This is a genomic window from Sorangium sp. KYC3313, from assembly GCF_052075895.1.
Classification (GTDB): Bacteria; Myxococcota_A; Polyangia; order Polyangiales; family Polyangiaceae; genus Sorangium; species Sorangium cellulosum_B.
The window spans coordinates 836,885-852,037 of sequence record NZ_CP197255.1; the positions used below are offsets into that span (position 1 = coordinate 836,885).

13 protein-coding genes are annotated in these 15,153 nt (G+C 72.5%); 11 read left to right on the forward strand and 2 right to left on the reverse strand.

The genetic code is table 11. From position 1 onward, the window contains the following. Positions 1–44 precede the first annotated feature (44 nt). The gene (locus ACSRUE_RS03290; protein WP_441289738.1) at positions 45–1,031 is read left to right on the forward strand and encodes a hypothetical protein; all 987 of its coding nucleotides are present in this window, start codon (positions 45–47) and stop codon (positions 1,029–1,031) included. Between the two features lie 11 nt (positions 1,032–1,042). Further along, positions 1,043–2,962 carry an NAD(+) synthase gene (nadE, locus tag ACSRUE_RS03295; RefSeq protein ID WP_441289739.1) on the forward strand — a complete coding sequence of 640 codons (1,920 nt, stop codon included), beginning with the start codon at positions 1,043–1,045 and terminating at the stop codon, positions 2,960–2,962. 75 nt (positions 2,963–3,037) lie between these two features. Here nadE and add read toward each other — a convergent pair whose 3' ends face one another. Next, positions 3,038–4,231 (reverse strand): adenosine deaminase, encoded by a 1,194-nt coding sequence (gene add / locus ACSRUE_RS03300; protein ID WP_441289740.1) that lies wholly within the window; start codon positions 4,229–4,231, stop codon positions 3,038–3,040. A gap of 57 nt (positions 4,232–4,288) precedes the next feature. After that, a complete protein-coding gene (locus ACSRUE_RS03305) occupies positions 4,289–5,677 on the reverse strand; it encodes a vitamin K epoxide reductase family protein (RefSeq protein ID WP_441289741.1) in 1,389 nt (462 codons plus the stop codon). A gap of 91 nt (positions 5,678–5,768) precedes the next feature. Here ACSRUE_RS03305 and rnr point away from each other — a divergent pair, with 91 nt between their 5' ends. The 9 genes from rnr to ACSRUE_RS03350 all read left to right on the forward strand — a co-directional run bounded on the left by rnr (position 5,769) and on the right by ACSRUE_RS03350 (position 15,126). Beyond that, entirely contained in the window at positions 5,769–8,141 is a 2,373-nt protein-coding gene (rnr, locus tag ACSRUE_RS03310; protein ID WP_441289742.1) for a ribonuclease R, read from the forward strand. 310 nt (positions 8,142–8,451) lie between these two features. Then, the gene (locus tag ACSRUE_RS03315) at positions 8,452–8,934 is read left to right on the forward strand and encodes an MSMEG_0572/Sll0783 family nitrogen starvation response protein (protein WP_012241614.1); all 483 of its coding nucleotides are present in this window, start codon (positions 8,452–8,454) and stop codon (positions 8,932–8,934) included. A 14-nt stretch (positions 8,935–8,948) separates the two neighbouring features. After that, positions 8,949–9,977, forward strand: a complete 1,029-nt coding sequence (locus tag ACSRUE_RS03320; protein ID WP_012241613.1) for a Nit6803 family nitrilase — start codon at positions 8,949–8,951, stop codon at positions 9,975–9,977. Continuing rightward, positions 9,922–11,253: an MSMEG_0568 family radical SAM protein gene (locus tag ACSRUE_RS03325; RefSeq protein WP_441289743.1), complete on the forward strand. Its 1,332-nt coding sequence runs from the start codon at positions 9,922–9,924 to the stop codon at positions 11,251–11,253. Before ACSRUE_RS03320 ends, ACSRUE_RS03325 begins: the two co-directional genes overlap by 56 nt. Next, positions 11,150–11,656 (forward strand): MSMEG_0567/Sll0786 family nitrogen starvation N-acetyltransferase, encoded by a 507-nt coding sequence (locus tag ACSRUE_RS03330; protein WP_373372214.1) that lies wholly within the window; start codon positions 11,150–11,152, stop codon positions 11,654–11,656. The genes ACSRUE_RS03325 and ACSRUE_RS03330 overlap by 104 nt, the downstream gene beginning before the upstream one ends. Then, a complete protein-coding gene (locus ACSRUE_RS03335; protein WP_441289744.1) occupies positions 11,656–12,663 on the forward strand; it encodes a sll0787 family AIR synthase-like protein in 1,008 nt (335 codons plus the stop codon). Before ACSRUE_RS03330 ends, ACSRUE_RS03335 begins: the two co-directional genes overlap by 1 nt. Then, positions 12,660–13,862, forward strand: coding sequence for an MSMEG_0565 family glycosyltransferase (locus ACSRUE_RS03340; RefSeq protein WP_441289745.1), 1,203 nt, complete (start codon positions 12,660–12,662; stop codon positions 13,860–13,862). The genes ACSRUE_RS03335 and ACSRUE_RS03340 overlap by 4 nt, the downstream gene beginning before the upstream one ends. Before the next feature lie 24 nt (positions 13,863–13,886). Continuing rightward, positions 13,887–14,174, forward strand: coding sequence for an MSMEG_0570 family nitrogen starvation response protein (locus ACSRUE_RS03345; protein WP_012241608.1), 288 nt, complete (start codon positions 13,887–13,889; stop codon positions 14,172–14,174). 40 nt (positions 14,175–14,214) lie between these two features. Continuing rightward, positions 14,215–15,126 carry a methylenetetrahydrofolate reductase gene (locus ACSRUE_RS03350; RefSeq protein ID WP_441289746.1) on the forward strand — a complete coding sequence of 304 codons (912 nt, stop codon included), beginning with the start codon at positions 14,215–14,217 and terminating at the stop codon, positions 15,124–15,126. Positions 15,127–15,153: the final 27 nt, after the last annotated feature.

Here is a 15,153-nt window from a genome sequence, read left to right on the forward strand (position 1 = left end):
CCCGCTGGCAGGATCGGGTAGGTGCCGGTAACGTCGCCCGGGTGATGCCGTCCGTTCGCCAAGGGCTCCCCGCCGCGATGCGCGTCTCGCCGCCGCGCCGCCCGCTGCTGCGGCTCGTCGCCATCGGCCTCGCCCTCCTCGCCGCCTCGTGCGGCTCCGCGCCGCCGGGAGCGCCGGTCGGCGCGGAGACGCCGCCGCCGCCGAAGCCGCGCAACGCGGCCGCGATCGCGCAGTCGATCGCCGGGGGGAAGGTCTCGGTGCTCGTCTACGGCGACAGGACCCGGGGACACCCGATCATGGCGCGGCTCGCGGCGCTCGATCTGTGGGGCCCCGTGCTCACCGGCACGGGGCTCGATCCGGAGCGGGACGTCGAGCGCGCCTTCGTCACCGCGCCGCGCGCGGACGCGGCCCACGAGGCGGTGGTCGTCGTCCAGCACAGCGTGCCGCCGGACAGGCTGGCGTCCGGCCTCGACGCGCTCCTCTCGCGCAGCCAGCCGCCAGGAACCCGGGAGAGCGGGCTCGGCGTGCCGGCGGTGCGCGTGACCATCAAGGGGCACACGCGCGTCGTGGCGACCGTGGAGCCCGACTTCCTCGTGGTCTTGCCGATCGCGCGGGCGCGCGAGGCGCGGCGCTTCCTGGGCACGGGCGGCTTCCCCGATCCGACAGGCGACGAGGCCGCGATCGCCGCGGCGATCGACCCGGCGCGGACGCTGAAGGGACCGCGGGAGGCGCCCCGGGTGCCGCCCACCCTGAGATCGCTCGAGGCCACCGTGACGCTGACCAAGGACGGCGGCGCCAAGGTCGCGCTCGACGGCGCGAGCGAGAGCCCCGAGCTCGCCGCCCGCGACGCGGCCTTCCTCAACGAGGAGATCGAGCGCGCGACCTCGTTCCGCATCGCCATCGTGACGGTCCGCGTCGTCGACCCGATCGTCTTCTTCGCCGAGGGGGATCGCGTGAAGTCGAACCGGCGCGTGACGCCCGGTGAGCTCGACAAGCTCTTCGGCCTGCTCAGCGCCGTGCTGCCGCGGTAGGCTGCCGCCCGATGCGACTCGTCAAGATCGGAATCGCCAACGTCAACGCGACCGTCGGCGCCGTCCGCTCGAACACCGACCGGTGCCTCTCGCTCGCCCGCGCGATGGCGCGCGACGACGTCACCCTGGCGGTCTTCCCGGAGCAGGTGATCGGCGGCTACGCGGCCGAGGACCTCGTGCAGTGGCCGGCGTTCGTCGCGAGCCAGCAGCGCGAGCTCCGCCGGTTCGCCGAGGAGACCGCGCAGCTCCGCACCGTGTTCGTCATCGGCGTGACCGTCGGCGTGGGAGGCGACCTCTTCAACGCCGGCGCCGTCGTCCACGCCGGCCGGGTGCTCGCCTTCTCCCCCAAGGAGAAGCTGCCGACCTACAACATCTTCTACGAGGCGCGGACGTTCTCGCGCGGCATGCCGCTCATGGAGCTCGACGCCGACGGCGTGCTCTGCGGCGATCGCGTCTACGCCTTCGATTTCGGGACGATCGCCGTCGAGGTGTGCGAGGACATCTGGTCGCCCGACGGCCCGATGCGGCGCCGCTGCTACGCCGGCGCCGAGATCGTCTGCAACATCTCGGCGTCGCCGTTCCGCGCCGGGGTGACGGGCACCCGGCGCGAGATGATCGCGACCCGCGCCTCGGACAACCAGTGCACGATCGCCTACGCGAACCTGGTCGGCGGCAACGACGGGCTCGTCTTCGACGGCGGCGGGTTCATCAACCAGAACGGCCGGCCGATGCTGGAGGCGCCGCGGTTCCGCGAGGGGTTCTCCGCGGCCGTCGTCGACCTCGACCGGACCACCCGCTGCCGCCGCGAGGCGAGCACCTGGCGCAGCGATCTCGAGGAGTTCCGCCGCGCCTCCGCCCGCATGGTGCAGGTCCTCCGGATCGACGGGGAGACCGCGGACCGCGCGCGGCTCGCTTACCCCGCCCCGCCGGCCGGCACGACGCCGTTCCTGCCCTCGGCGGCGCTGCCCGCGATCTCCGCGCGCGACGAGCTGCTCGACGATTTCTACGACGCGCTCGCGCTCGGCGTCGCCGATTACTACCGCAAGATCGGCGCCTTCAAGAGCATCGGCCTCGCGCTCTCGGGCGGCCGCGACTCGCTCCTCACGCTGCTCGTCGCCTGGCGCGCGGTGCAGCTCATCCACCCGGGCCTCGAGGGCGCGGCGCTGCGCGAGCGGATGAGGGCGTCGCTGCACGCGTTCTTCATGCCCTCCCGCTACTCCAGCGACGCCACGCACCGCGCCGCCGCGCAGATCGCCGACGATCTCGGGGTGTCGTTCGCGGTCGTCCCGATCGAGGACGCGTTCCCCCGGGAGCTCGAGGCCGCCCAGGCGATGGTCGGCGAGGGCGGGCAGCTCACCGAGCTCACGAAGCAGAACGTGCAGGCGCGCATCCGCGGCGGGCGCATGTGGAACTGGGCGAACACGAGCGGCGCGCTGTTCCTGCAGACGGGGAACATGAGCGAGAAGGCGCTCGGCTACACCACGGTGGGCGGCGACCTCGAGGGGGCGTTCAGCGTCATCGCCAACCTGCCGAAGACGGTGGTCATCGCGCTGCTCGAGCGCCTCTCGCAGCGCTTCCGCTTCCAGGGCATCCAGCAGACGCTCGCCACCACCGCCGGGCCGGAGCTCGCCGAGAACCAGTCGGGCGAGGCCGAGCTCATGCCGTTCGAGGTCCTCGACGCGTGCCTCCACCTCTACGGCGCCGAGAAGCTCGCCGCCGACGAGGTCGCTGCGGCGCTCCCGAGCCTGTTCCCCGACAAGGACCCCGCCGCGCTGCGGGCCTGGGCCGAGAAGTTCGCGACGCTGTTCTCGAGATCGATCTTCAAGTGGGTGCAGTCGCCCATCGCGATCCACCTCGGCTCGCTCGATCTCGACCGCGAGCGCGCGCTGCAGCTGCCCGTGGTGCAGCGGACCGAGTGGAAGGGCGGCTGAGCCCGCCCGGAGGGCGCGGCCGCCGCGCGATCGGCGCTTCGATCCGCGGCGCGCCGCGCGTCGGCGGGCGACGCGTCAGTTGGCGGCCTCCTCGACGGAGGCCGGGGGCCCCTGCCTGCCGTCCTTCCCGTCCCTCGAGGCGCTCTCGATCCCGTCGTGGCCGGCAGCCATGCCAGAAGCCACGGACGCCGCCGCGGGGCGGATCGAGCCGTCCGCCGAGAAGCGCTCGAGATCCTCGGTGACGCGGCGGAGATAGGCCTGCTTGATGTGGAACGGCAGGAAGGCGCTCTTGAAGCCGGCCACGATGGTCGCCTTGATCTCCTTCAGCCCGAACCCCATCTTCGTGTGACAGTGCCAGAGCTCGTGCGACACCGTCGTGTCGGTGACGAGCCGGTTGTCGGTGTTGACGGTCACGCGCAGGCCGAGGCTCTGGTAGAGCTTGAGCGGGTGCGAGGCGAGGTCGCGCACGGCGCCGGTCTGCACGTTCGACGACGGGCAGCACTCGAGCGGGATGCGGTGATCGTTGATGTAGTGGAGCAGGTCGCCGTCCTCGCGCAGGCGGCAGCCGTGGCCGATCCGGTGCGCGCCGCAGACGTGGAGCGCCTGCGCGATCGACTCGGGGCCGTACGCCTCGCCGGCGTGGATGGTGCAGTTGATGTTGTTCTGCCGCACGAGCTGGAACGCGGCCTTGTGGTGCTTCGCCGGGTGGTCGTACTCGGCGCCGGCCAGGTCGAACCCGACGACGCCGCGGCCCTTGTACGCCACCGCGAGCTCCGCCATCTCCAGCGACGACTCCGGCGAGATGTTGCGGATGCCGCAGACGATGACGTTGCTCTCGATGCCCAGCGCGTCGCGCGCCGTCCTGAGCCCGGAGAGCACCGCCTCGACCACGCTCGTGAGCCGCAGGCCGAGGCGGGTGTGCAGCATCGGCGAGTAGCGGACCTCCATGTACCGCACGTTCTCGCGCGCGGCGTCCTCCGCGAGCTCGTAGGCGACGCGGTGGAGGGCCTCCTCGGTCTGCAGGACGCGCAGCGTGATGTCGAACGCCTTGAGGTACTCGACGAGCGAGCCGCAGTTCTGGCCCAGGTTCATCACCCTGCGCAGCTCCGCCGGCTCGTACGTGGGGAGCTCGACGTGGTGGGTGCGGGCGAGCTCGATGATCGTCTCGAGGCGCAGCGAGCCGTCGAGGTGGACGTGCAGATCGGTCTTGGGTAGTTGCCGGAAGAACTCCAGGGGGAGCTTGCCGGCTAGCTCGGGATGATCACTCATGAGCTATTCTGTCACCCGGCGACCGGCCGCGAAAGGCAGCGCGGGGCGCGACGTCGCTCACGATCGCTCTGGCGAGGACGACGAGGGCGCGGCGCCGCCCTCGCCCGCCGCGCCGCGCGAGCGATCCCTTCCGCCCGCGAGCACGGCGACAGCGGCCGCGCCGAAGAGGGCGACGAAGAGCCACGGGAGCGGCAAGCTCATGTCGTCCCCGGCGGCCTCACGGCGCAGCGCATCGCGGATCCGCTCGGGGTTGTACGCCACCACGAGCCGCCGGCCGACGTAGGTCGTCGGGAGCCCGCGCGCCTCCATCCGCCCATACAGCGCGACGTCCGCGTCGATGGCGGCCTGGGTCTCGGGCGCGGCGAGGCAAGCCGCGAGCTCCGCGGCGGAGAGGCCGATCGGCGAGAGGACGGACGCGACGCGCTCGTCCGTGAGCTTGCTCGGCGACGCGCTGTAGAGCAGCGCCGCGGCCTGCTCGCGCTTGTCCTCGGGCGTGCAGACGTAGGCCTTCGCGGCGGGGAGCGCGCCGGGGTGGTTCGGGAGCGGCACCATCTTGCGCACGTGGCGCACCCTGTCGCCGTAGGGCTCCTCGATCTTGCTCAGCTCGGGGTGCAGCCTGCGACAGAAGGGACACTCGAAGTCGGTGAAGGCCACGATCGTGATCTTGCCCGGCTCCTGCAGCGCCGCGAGCTCCGGCGGGAGCGGCGGAATGACCGGGTGGCTGCCCCAGAGGAACGGCAGGCCGATCGCGGCCGCGGCGGCCGCGCCCCACGCCGTGACGCCCAGCGGCCCGCCCTGCGCAGCGCGCTCGAACGCCGCGGCCGGCATGCGCCGCGCCTGCCGCGCGACGAGGGCCGACGTGATCGCGGCGGCGAAGGCCGCGAGATCGACCGCGACGCACCACGCGCAGAACGCCCCGATCACGAGGCTCTGGAGCCCGAGGAGCACCACGGCGGCGAGGCCGCCGACGGCCGAGGCGGCCGCGAGCGCGGCGTGGTGCCAGCGCGCCCGCGCGAGCAGCGAGGCGGTGAGGAGCGCGGTGAAGGCGGCGAGGCCGAGGTTCGGCAGCGGGACGCCGAGGAGGCGGCTGTACGGCGAGATCCTGACGGCGAAGCACCCCGACGTGACGCCGCAGAACGCGGGATCGCCCGCGTTCTGGTACTCGACGACGAGCGCCGCGCTCGCCGCGATGGCGGCGAAGAGCGCGAGCCGGAAGAGCGTGACGAAGAACCGGACGCGCCCAGCCTGCCGCTCGTCGCTCGAGGACAGCGACGCAGGCGCCTCGGGGCTCGCCTGAGGCGCCTCCGCGCGCCCAGGCCGTCCGTCGCGTCCTTCGCGTCCTTCACGCCGGTCGCCGGCCGGACGCACCGCGAAGACGTTGCCCCTGCCGGCGAGGGCGACGAGGAGCACCAGCGCGAGGAGCAGGGCGATCGAGTTCAGCAGCATCGGTCGTTGCGGTCGGTGAGAGGTGGGTTCGAGGCATACCGGACCCGGGCGGAGACAGCCAGCGCGAGGAGACTCGTGCTAGTCGAGTTTCATGCGTTCTTCATCTCGCGGAGATCCCCCGACGACCGGCTCCGGCGCGCGCCGCCGGGAGGCCGTGGTCGACCTGCTGTCCTCGTTCAAGCGCGCCCTGCACGCGAACGAGATCGCCGAGCGCCTCGGGGTCGAGCCGAGCCGCTACGCGAAGCTGCAGCGGCTGCTCGAGGAGCTGTCGCTGGAGGGCAGCATCGTGGCGCTCCCCGGGCAGCGCTTCCGCACGAGCCAGAAGCAGGTCGAGGCGCGCGGCGCCGAGCGCGAGGGGACGCTGACGGTGCACCCGCGCGGCTTCGGCTTCGTGGCGCTCGGGGGGGCGGCCGAGGACGTCTACATCTCGCCCGAGGCGATGGGCGGCGCGCTCCACGGCGACACCGTCGTCGTGCGCATCTCGACCCGCTCGCGGCGCGGCGTGGAGGGGGAGATCGTCCGGGTCGTCAAGCGGCGCCACGCGCGCGTGGCGGGCGTGCTGCGGCGGCGTGGCAGGAGCGCGTGGCTCGAGCCGGACGACGGGCGCGTCCGCGGGCCGATCGTGATCGTGCCGCGCGAGCCGGGCGGACCGCTCGTTCCGCCCGGCGCGGAGGACGGCGCCGCGGCGGTCGTGTCGATCGCCCGCTTCCCTGACCTGGCCGATGAGAACCCGGAGGGCGTGCTCGAGGCCGTGCTGGGGACGCCCGGCGACCCGAACGTGGAGGTCGCCAAGATCCTGCTGCGCGAGGGGATCGAGGAGGAGCACGCGCCGGAGGCGATCGCCGAGGCCGAGGCGTTCGGGGGCGAGGTGCCGGCCGAGGCGCTCGAGGGGCGCACGGACCTCACCCACCTGCCCATGCCGACGATCGACCCGGAGGACGCGCGCGACCACGACGACGCGGTGTGGGTGATCCGCGAGGATGACGGCTCGTACCGCGCCTGGATCGCGATCGCCGACGTCTCGCACTACGTGCGGCCGGGCACCGCGCTCGACCAGGCGGCGCTCGCGCGGGGCAACTCGGTCTACCTGCCCGATCGCGCGATCCCGATGCTGCCGCGGGCGCTGTCGTCGAACCTGTGCTCGCTGCTGCCGGGCGTGATCCGCCTGTGCCTGTGCGTCGAGGTCGAGCTCGACGCGACGGCGGCGGTGCGGCGGGCCCGCGTCATCGAGGGGTACATCCGCTCGAGCGCGAAGCTCACCTACCCCGGCGTGGCGCGCGCGCTCGGCTTCACCCCCGAGCCGCCGCGCAGCCCCGAGGCCGAGGCGCTCAGGAGCGACCTTCAGGTGATGTGGGACCTCGCCCGGCTGCTCCGCGGCAAGCGGATGCGGCGGGGCGCGCTCGACCTGGACCTGCCCGAGGCGAAGGTCGTGCTCGACCCGGAGACGGGCGCGCCCGTCGACGTGCAGAAGCGCAGCCACGACCCCGGCGTGGCAAAGGCCTACCAGCTCATCGAGGAGATGATGCTGCTCGCGAACGAGACGTGCGCGCAGTTCGTCGTCGACCAGGGCATCCCCACGGTCTTCCGGTACCACGCGCCCCCGGACCAGGCGAAGCTCGAGCGCTTCGCGACGATGTGCGGCGAGCTCGGGCTCGCGTTCGACCCGGAGGACGCGGCCGACCCCAAGCGGCTGTCGGTGTTCCTGAAGAAGCTCGACGCGCACCCGCAGAAGCAGGTGCTGCACATGCTGCTGCTCCGCGCGATGAAGCAGGCGGTGTACGACGTCGCGAACGTGGGCCACTTCGGGCTCGCCTCGAGCGCGTACCTGCACTTCACCTCGCCCATCCGGCGGTACCCGGACATCACGGCGCACCGGGCCATCCGCGCGGTGCTGCGCGGCGAGCGCGTCGACAGGAGCGAGGCGGCCACCGAGCGGCTGCGCGAGGCGGCCATCACGGCGTCGGAGCGCGAGCGAAAGGCGATGGAGGTGGAGCGCGAGGTCGTCGACCTGCACCGCGCGCTCCTCATGCGCTCCCGGCTCGGCGACACCTTCGAGGGCACCGTCACGGGCATCGTGGGCGGTGGCGTCTACGTCAACATCGAGGATCCCTTCGTCGACGTGCTCGTCCGCATGGAGTCGCTCGGCCCGGATCAGTACGAGATCGACGACGAGGGGCTGCGCGTCATCGGCCGCCGCTCGGGGGACCGGATCGCGATCGGCGACGCGATGCTCGTGCAGATCGAGGACGTGGCCATCCTCCGGCGCGCCGTCTATGGCCGGCGCCTCGCCGGCGAGCGGGCGGCGGACGAGGCGAAGCCGCGCCGGCAGCGGCGCGACGCGGCGGACGCACGGCCCCCCCGTCGTGTCAAGATCAGCAAGAGCACCAGGCCCCTGAAGGCCATTAAGACCAGCAAGCGCACCAAGGGCGGCAAGAGCGCCAAGGTGCGAAAGAAGCAGCGGTAGCAGCCCGCCCGAGGGCTCGATTCCCTGCAGGCTTTACCGCGCGAACACACGAGCGCGCAGCACCCTCCCAGCCACGCTCGATACGCGCGGACAAGCGCGCGAAACCTCGTCGAAATCGTCGAGACGACACGACGAAACAGAACGAGTCGGCCCCGTCGAGACACACGCGACGACCCAGGCCAATAGCCGAGCAAAGTCACGCCCCCTCTGCGACTGACACCCGCTCAAAAGAGGGAGGGCTCCTGCATTTTCCTTGCGCCCAGAAAACCACTATGTTTTCAACTAACTCATTCTAGGAGAGAGGTAACCAATGCCCAAGCCGACGTATCCCGCTTACAACGCTGGTGACTTCCTGGTCGATTACGAGGAGAAGGTCTTCGAAGACGTCAAGGCGAAGCCGGGAGAGAAGGCGCTGGTTACCTTTCACACGGTGGCCTTCGAAGGGTCGATCGGCCTCGTCAACGTGCTGACGGCGATCCGCCTGCAACGTAAGGGGTTTGAGACATCCATCCTGCTCTATGGGCCGGGCGTCACCCTGGGGCTCCAGCGCGGCTTCCCCAAGCTCGGCAGCGAGGCGTTCTCCGGGCACCTCGCGGTGAACCAGCAGATCGGCCGGTTCATGGAGGAGGGTGGCAAGGTGTACGCCTGCCGGTTCGCGCTGCAGGCGCTCTACGGCCACGGCGAGCACGCGCTGATCCCGGGCATCAAGCCCATCAGCCCGCTCGACGTGCTCGACATCCAGCTGATCCACCGCCGGGACAACGCGTTCATGGTCCACTCCTGGACGCTCTGATCCGAGCGCGGTCCATGGAGTTCAACCGCAAAGTCCGGGCGGCCGCGGTGCAGGCCAGTCCCGTCCTGGGCAGCCGGGACGGGACGACCGAGCGCGTCGTCGCCGCGATCGCCAGGGCCGCGAAGGAGGGCGCCGAGCTGTGCGTCTTCCCCGAGGCGTTCGTCCCGTATTACCCGTACTTCTCCTTCGTGCTCCCGCCGCCCGCGATGGGGAAGGAGCACATGCGCCTTTACGACGAGGCGGTCACCGTCCCCGGCCCGGTGACGCGGGCCGTGGCGGCCGCCGCGCGCGCGCACGGGGTGGTCGTGGTGCTCGGCGTGAACGAGCGCGATCACGGGACGCTCTACAACGCGCAGCTCGTCTTCGACAGCGACGGTTCCCTGGTGCTCCACCGGCGCAAGATCACGCCGACCTACCATGAGCGCATGATCTGGGGACAGGGCGACGGCTCGGGGCTCAGGACGGTGGACACCGCGGCCGGGAGGCTCGGCGCGCTCGCCTGCTGGGAGCACTACAACCCGCTCGCGCGGTTCGCGCTCATCGCGCAGCACGAGCAGATCCATTGCAGCCAGTTCCCCGGCTCCCTTGTCGGGCCCATCTTCGCCGAGCAGATGGAGGTGACGATCCGGCACCACGCGCTGGAGTCGGGCTGCTTCGTGGTGAACGCCACGGCCTTCCTGACGCCGGAGCAGGTCCGGGAGGTCGCTCCGAACGAGCAGATCCAGGGCGTGCTGCGCGGCGGGTGCATGACGGCGATCGTGACGCCCGAGGGCGTGCACGCGTGCCCGCCCGTGACCGACGGCGAGGGGATGGCCGTCGCCGAGCTCGATTTCGCCCTGATCACGAAGCGAAAGCGGATGATGGATGCGGCGGGGCACTACGCCCGGCCCGACTTGCTGCGGCTTTGGATGGATACGGCGGAGCGCTCGATAACGCTCGGCGCGGGCAGCCCCAAGGCCTCCTCCCTTGCCCCTGCGGCGGTGGACCATGGATACCCAGACGCTGATCACCGAGCTCCAGTCGTTCGGCCTGAGGCTGGCTGAAGCCCCCGAGGGCGCCCCCGAGGCGGGCGCCGCGCCCTCGCCGGAGCCGGCCTCCGGCGAGGCCTCCGGCGAGGGCGGCGGCCGCCGCGCGGCGTGGACCTCGCGGCGCGGCGGCGCGGGGCCGACCCAGCACGTCGCGGCGACGCTGCGCGGGGCCACGGTGATGATCCCGATCCACACCGACCAGGCGGCGGCGTCGCCGTTCGTCGCGCGGCTCGGGCGCGACGGCGCGGGGACCGTGGAGCGGGACGGCCAGGAGCTCGCGCCCATCGCCCTCGTCAAGACGCCGCGCTTCTACGCCCTCTCGACGAAGGACGGCGTCCCCTACCCCAAGATCGCGCTGCTGCACGGGGCGGACGTCCTCGCCTCGACGGTGCTCCAGACGTGCATCCGGTACACGGAGCGCGAGAAGGCCTGCACGTTCTGCGCGATCGGGCAGTCGCTCGCGGCGGGGCGCACCACCGCGAAGAAGACGCCCGAGCAGCTCGGCGAGGTCGCCGAGGCGGCGGCGCGGCTCGACGGGGTGCGGCACGTGACGCTGACGACGGGCACGCCGCGGTCGGCGGATCGCGGCGCGGCGCACCTCGCCGACTGCGCGCGCGGCATCAAGGCGCGCGTCGCTCTGCCGGTGCAGGCGCAGTGCGAGCCGCCCGACGATTTCGCCTGGTTCGAGCGGATGCGCGCCGCCGGCGTCGACAGCCTGGGCATGCACCTCGAGGCGGTCGAGGACGAGGTGCGCGCGGCCGCGATGCCGGGCAAGGCCGAGGTGAGCGTGGCCCGCTACTTCGAGGCGTTCGAGGCGGCCGTGCGGGTGTTCGGGCGCGGCCAGGTGTCGACGTACCTCATCGCGGGGCTCGGCGACTCCCTGGCGTCGCTGCTCGACGCGAGCGAGCGGCTCATCGCGCTGGGGGTCTATCCGTTCCTCGTCCCGCTCGTGCCCATCCCCGGGACGCCCGGGGCCGATCGCGCGCCGCCCTCGGGGGACTTCATGCGGGCGCTCTACGAGCACATCGGCCCGCTGCTCGCGCGGGCGGGGCTGCGCTCGACCGACGTGAAGGCGGGCTGCGCCCGCTGCGGCGCCTGCTCGGGGCTCTCGGGCTTCGAGGCAGAAGGCCGGCCCGCGGCGCGGCCGGGACCCGGCGCGGCATGGACACCAACCTCGGAGAGCTCCGATGACGCCACGTTACAGCTTCGAGCTTGTGCAGAGCAGGGACACGTACCTCGAGTACCTCCGCTTGCGCCGGGCCATCTTCTGCGACGAGCAAGGGCTGTTTAAGACCACCGACGAGGACGACTGGGACGGCTCCGCGTTCCCCATCGCCGCCCTGGAGCACGGGGCGCCCGGGGGCCCGCGGCTCGTCGGCACCGTGCGCATCTACGAGGCGGAGCCCGGCCTCTGGTACGGCGGCCGGCTCGGCGTCGAGCGCGCCCACCGCAAGCAGGGCGTGGTCGGCCGCGGCCTCGTCCACAAGGCGGTCACCACCGCCCACGGCTGGGGGTGCCGCCGGTTCCTCGCGCTCGTCCAGGCGGCCAACGTCCCGTTCTTCGAGGGCATCCACTGGCGCTCCCTCGAGGAGCGATCGCACCGCGAGCGGCCGCACCACCTGATGGAGGCCGACCTCGACAGCTACCCGCCGAGCGACGAGCCCCGCCCGCCGCCCGGGCAGAGGTTCCGCTGATGCTCGGCGGCGTCGCGGCCGAGCTGCGCGGCGCGATCGGCGTCCTCGCGAAGCGGGACGTGCAGATCCCGGCGCGGCACCTGTCCGGCGCGCCGGGCGCGGCGCTCGCGGCCAGCGCGGGCGACGCGGCCCGCTCCGTCGAGCGACCCGCGGCGCTCGGCGACGACTGCGCGGCCATCCCCGACGGGGACGGCTACCTGCTCCTCGCCGCCGAGGGGATCTGGCCCGCGTTCCTCGAAGGCGACCCGCGGTTCGCGGGCTACAGCGCCGTGATGGTCAACGTCAGCGACGTCTACGCGATGGGCGGCCGCCCCATCGCCGTGGTCGACGTCGTCTGGGGGACCTCGGCCGGCGCGCTGGAGCCGGTCTGGGAGGGCATGGTCGCCGCCTCGCGCGCCTACGGCGTGCCGATCGTCGGAGGGCATACGAGCGCGCGCAGCCCCTACAACGCCCTCGCCGTCGCCATCGCGGGCCGTGCGCGGCGGCTCATCACGAGCTTCGCGGCGCGCCCCGGCGACGTGCTCGTCGCGGCGATCGATCTGCGCGGCGAGATGCACGCGGAGCACCCGTTCTGGAACGCCTCGACGGGCGCGGACCCGGCGCGGCTGCGCGGCGACCTCGAGGTCCTGCCCGCCCTCGCCGAGGCGGGCCTGTGCGACGCGGGCAAGGACATCAGCATGGGCGGCGTCGCGGGGACGCTGCTCATGCTCCTGGAGACGTCCTGCGCCGGCGCGGTGCTCGATCTGGAGGCCGTCCCGAGGCCGCGCGACGTCCCGCTCGCGCGCTGGCTGCTCGCGTTCCCGAGCTACGGCTTCCTGCTCAGCGTGCGCCCGGGGGTCGCCGGCGAGGTGCTCTCCGCGTTCGCGCGGCGGGGCATCGCGAGCGCGGCGGTCGGCGCGGTCGACGGCTCGCGGCGGCTCACCCTCCAGGCCGCCGGCGAGCGGCAGACGCTCTGGGACCTCTCCGCGGAGCCGCTCACCGGGCTCGCGCGCGAGGGCGCGCGATGAGCGCCCGCGCTGCGCCAGCCGACGACGCGCCGCTCTCGGTCGCGCTCCTCACCTACTCGACCAAGCCGCGCGGCGGCGTCGTGCACACGGTCGAGCTCGCGGAGGCGCTCCACGACCTCGGCGTCTCGGTCTGCATCTACGCGCTGAACAAGGACCAGGGCGGCTTCTACCGCGCGCCGCGCTGCCCCTCGGTCCTCGTGCCCGCCGCGCCCCCCCAGGCGGGGATCGACGCGGTCGTGAAGCAGCGCATCGCGGAGTTCGAGGACGGCCTGCGCCGCCTCGGGGCGCGGCACGACGTCTGGCACTCCCAGGATTGCATCAGCGCGAACGCGCTCGCGGCCCTGCGCGCCGAGGGGCGCGTCCCCCACTTCCTCCGGACGGTGCACCACCTCGACGACTACGACAGCCCGTACCTGCGCGCCTGCCAGGACCGCTCCGTGCGCGAGGCCGACGCGTGCCTCGTGGTCAGCGAGGCGTGGAGGGAGGCGCTCCGGGCCGAGCACGGCGTCGACGCGGCGATCGTCCCGAACGGCGTGAGCCTGCGCCGCTACACGGCCACGCCCGACGCGCGGGACGCGGCGCTGCGCGCGCGCCTCGACGCCACCGGATCGCCGCTCTACGTGACCGTGGGCGGCGTCGAGCCGCGCAAGAACTCGATCGGCCTGCTCAAGGCGTTCCTGTCGGTGCGGAAGCGGCTGCCCGGAGCCCAGCTCATCATTGCCGGCGGAGAGACGCTGTTCGACTACGAACCTTACCAGCGCGAGTTCGAGGCGATCGCGCGCGAAGGCGGCGTGTGGCCCTCGCCTGCGGGCGCGTCGCCGCCGCCGCTCGTCCTCGCGGGCGTGCTCCCCGACGCGCTGGTCCCGCCGCTCTACCGGCTGGCCGACGCGTTCGTCTTTCCGTCCGTCCGCGAGGGGTTCGGGCTCGTCCTGCTCGAGGCGATGGCCTCGGGGGCGCCGGTGGTGAGCTCTGCGCAACCTCCCTTCACCGAGTTCCTCGCCGACGGCGAGAGCGCGCTGCTCGTCGATCCCTCGAGAACAGACGATCTCGCCGGCGCAATGGAGGCTATCCTGGACGAGGGCGTGAGGCGGCGCCTCCGCGCCGCGGGGCTCGAGACCGCGGCCCGGTACACGTGGGAACGTTCGGCCCGCACCGCGGCCGGCGTGTACCGCGAGTTCCTTGGATCCCGCCAAACCTAGAGCGAGCGAGCAAGCGAGCGACATATGCCGGAGATGCGCTTCGTTATCGAGTGGCCGAGCGGCGAGCAGCAGGTCTGTTACTCTCCGTCGCTCGTCGTGAAGGAGCACCTCGACGTCGGGGAGAGCTACGATCTCGACGACTTCGTGTCGCGTTGCCGGACGGCGCTCGATATCGCGAGCGAGCGGGTCTTCAAGAAGTATGGGTTCCCCTGCAGCCTGGCGCGGGCCGAGGCGGCGCGCATCGCGAGCGCGGCCGCGCGGTTCCACGGCCGGAGCGGGGCCAAGGTCCGGGTCCTCAGGTTCGTCGAGTGACGGAGTCCTCAGGTTCGTCGAGTGACGGAAGGAGCAGGAGATGGTGACGAAGTCGAAGATGGAGCGCCTCCTCAGCGAGCGCCAGTTCCTCGTTTCCGCCGAGCTGACGCCCCCGCGTCACTACGATCTGGAGAAGCTGCTGAAGCACGCCCGAAACATGGCGGGCTGTGTGGATGTGGTGCAGATCAACGATCACCTGCTCTCGCAGGCGCGCTGCGCCAACATGGCAGTCGGCCATTTCGTGAAGCAGGAGGGGCTCGAGCCGGTGCTCCAGTTCTCGCTCCGCCACAAGAACAAGATCGCCCTCCAGGGCGACCTCCTCGGGATGGCGGCGCTCGGGCTCTCGAACATCATCGTCCTCGGCGGCTACCCGTGCGCCATCGGCTCCGATCCCGACGCGAAGGAGGTGAGCGACGTCGACAGCTACGCGGCGATCGAGCTGACCCGCCGGCTCACGCGCGAGGGGAAGCTCTTCAACGGCGACGTCGTCTCGCCGGCGCCCTACTTCCACGTCGGGACCATCGATTTCCCGTGCGCGGAGCAGGCGATCGCCGGGGCGATGGACCGGCTCGCCGCGAAGATCGACGCGGGCGCGAGCTTCATCCAGGTGCAGGCGGTGTTCGAGCTCGCGTCGATGCGCCGCTGGATGGCCGCGGTGGTGGAGCGCGGGCTGCACGAGCGGGCGCACTTCATCGCGGCGATCTTCCCGTTCGCGGGCGTGGATCGGCTGAGCTTCCTGCAGAAGGTGCCGGGCCTCGTGGTCCCCGATCACCTGATCGAGCGCGTCCGCCTGAGCGGCGACGCGGAGGGGGAGAGCTACCGGATCACGCTGGAGCTCATCCAGGGGCTCCGCGACATCCCCGGGCTCTCGGGCATCCACATGCGGTCGATCGGCGCGGAGGACTGGGTGCCCCGGCTGGTCGACGAGGCAGGGCTCCGGCGGGCGGCATGAGCCTCTAGCGCGGGGCGCTTCGGGCGG

Bases quoted from the DNA above. Each gene is read 5' to 3' on its own strand.
- ACSRUE_RS03290 (WP_441289738.1), top strand. From the start codon at position 45: ATGCCGTCCGTTCGCCAAGGGCTCCCCGCCGCGATGCGCGTCTCGCCG.
- nadE (WP_441289739.1), top strand. From the start codon at position 1,043: ATGCGACTCGTCAAGATCGGAATCGCCAACGTCAACGCGACCGTCGGC.
- add (WP_441289740.1), bottom strand. From the start codon at position 4,231: ATGAGTGATCATCCCGAGCTAGCCGGCAAGCTCCCCCTGGAGTTCTTC.
- ACSRUE_RS03305 (WP_441289741.1), bottom strand. From the start codon at position 5,677: ATGCTGCTGAACTCGATCGCCCTGCTCCTCGCGCTGGTGCTCCTCGTC.
- rnr (WP_441289742.1), top strand. From the start codon at position 5,769: ATGCGTTCTTCATCTCGCGGAGATCCCCCGACGACCGGCTCCGGCGCG.
- ACSRUE_RS03315 (WP_012241614.1), top strand. From the start codon at position 8,452: ATGCCCAAGCCGACGTATCCCGCTTACAACGCTGGTGACTTCCTGGTC.
- ACSRUE_RS03320 (WP_012241613.1), top strand. From the start codon at position 8,949: ATGGAGTTCAACCGCAAAGTCCGGGCGGCCGCGGTGCAGGCCAGTCCC.
- ACSRUE_RS03325 (WP_441289743.1), top strand. From the start codon at position 9,922: ATGGATACCCAGACGCTGATCACCGAGCTCCAGTCGTTCGGCCTGAGG.
- ACSRUE_RS03330 (WP_373372214.1), top strand. From the start codon at position 11,150: ATGACGCCACGTTACAGCTTCGAGCTTGTGCAGAGCAGGGACACGTAC.
- ACSRUE_RS03335 (WP_441289744.1), top strand. From the start codon at position 11,656: ATGCTCGGCGGCGTCGCGGCCGAGCTGCGCGGCGCGATCGGCGTCCTC.
- ACSRUE_RS03340 (WP_441289745.1), top strand. From the start codon at position 12,660: ATGAGCGCCCGCGCTGCGCCAGCCGACGACGCGCCGCTCTCGGTCGCG.
- ACSRUE_RS03345 (WP_012241608.1), top strand. From the start codon at position 13,887: ATGCCGGAGATGCGCTTCGTTATCGAGTGGCCGAGCGGCGAGCAGCAG.
- ACSRUE_RS03350 (WP_441289746.1), top strand. From the start codon at position 14,215: ATGGTGACGAAGTCGAAGATGGAGCGCCTCCTCAGCGAGCGCCAGTTC.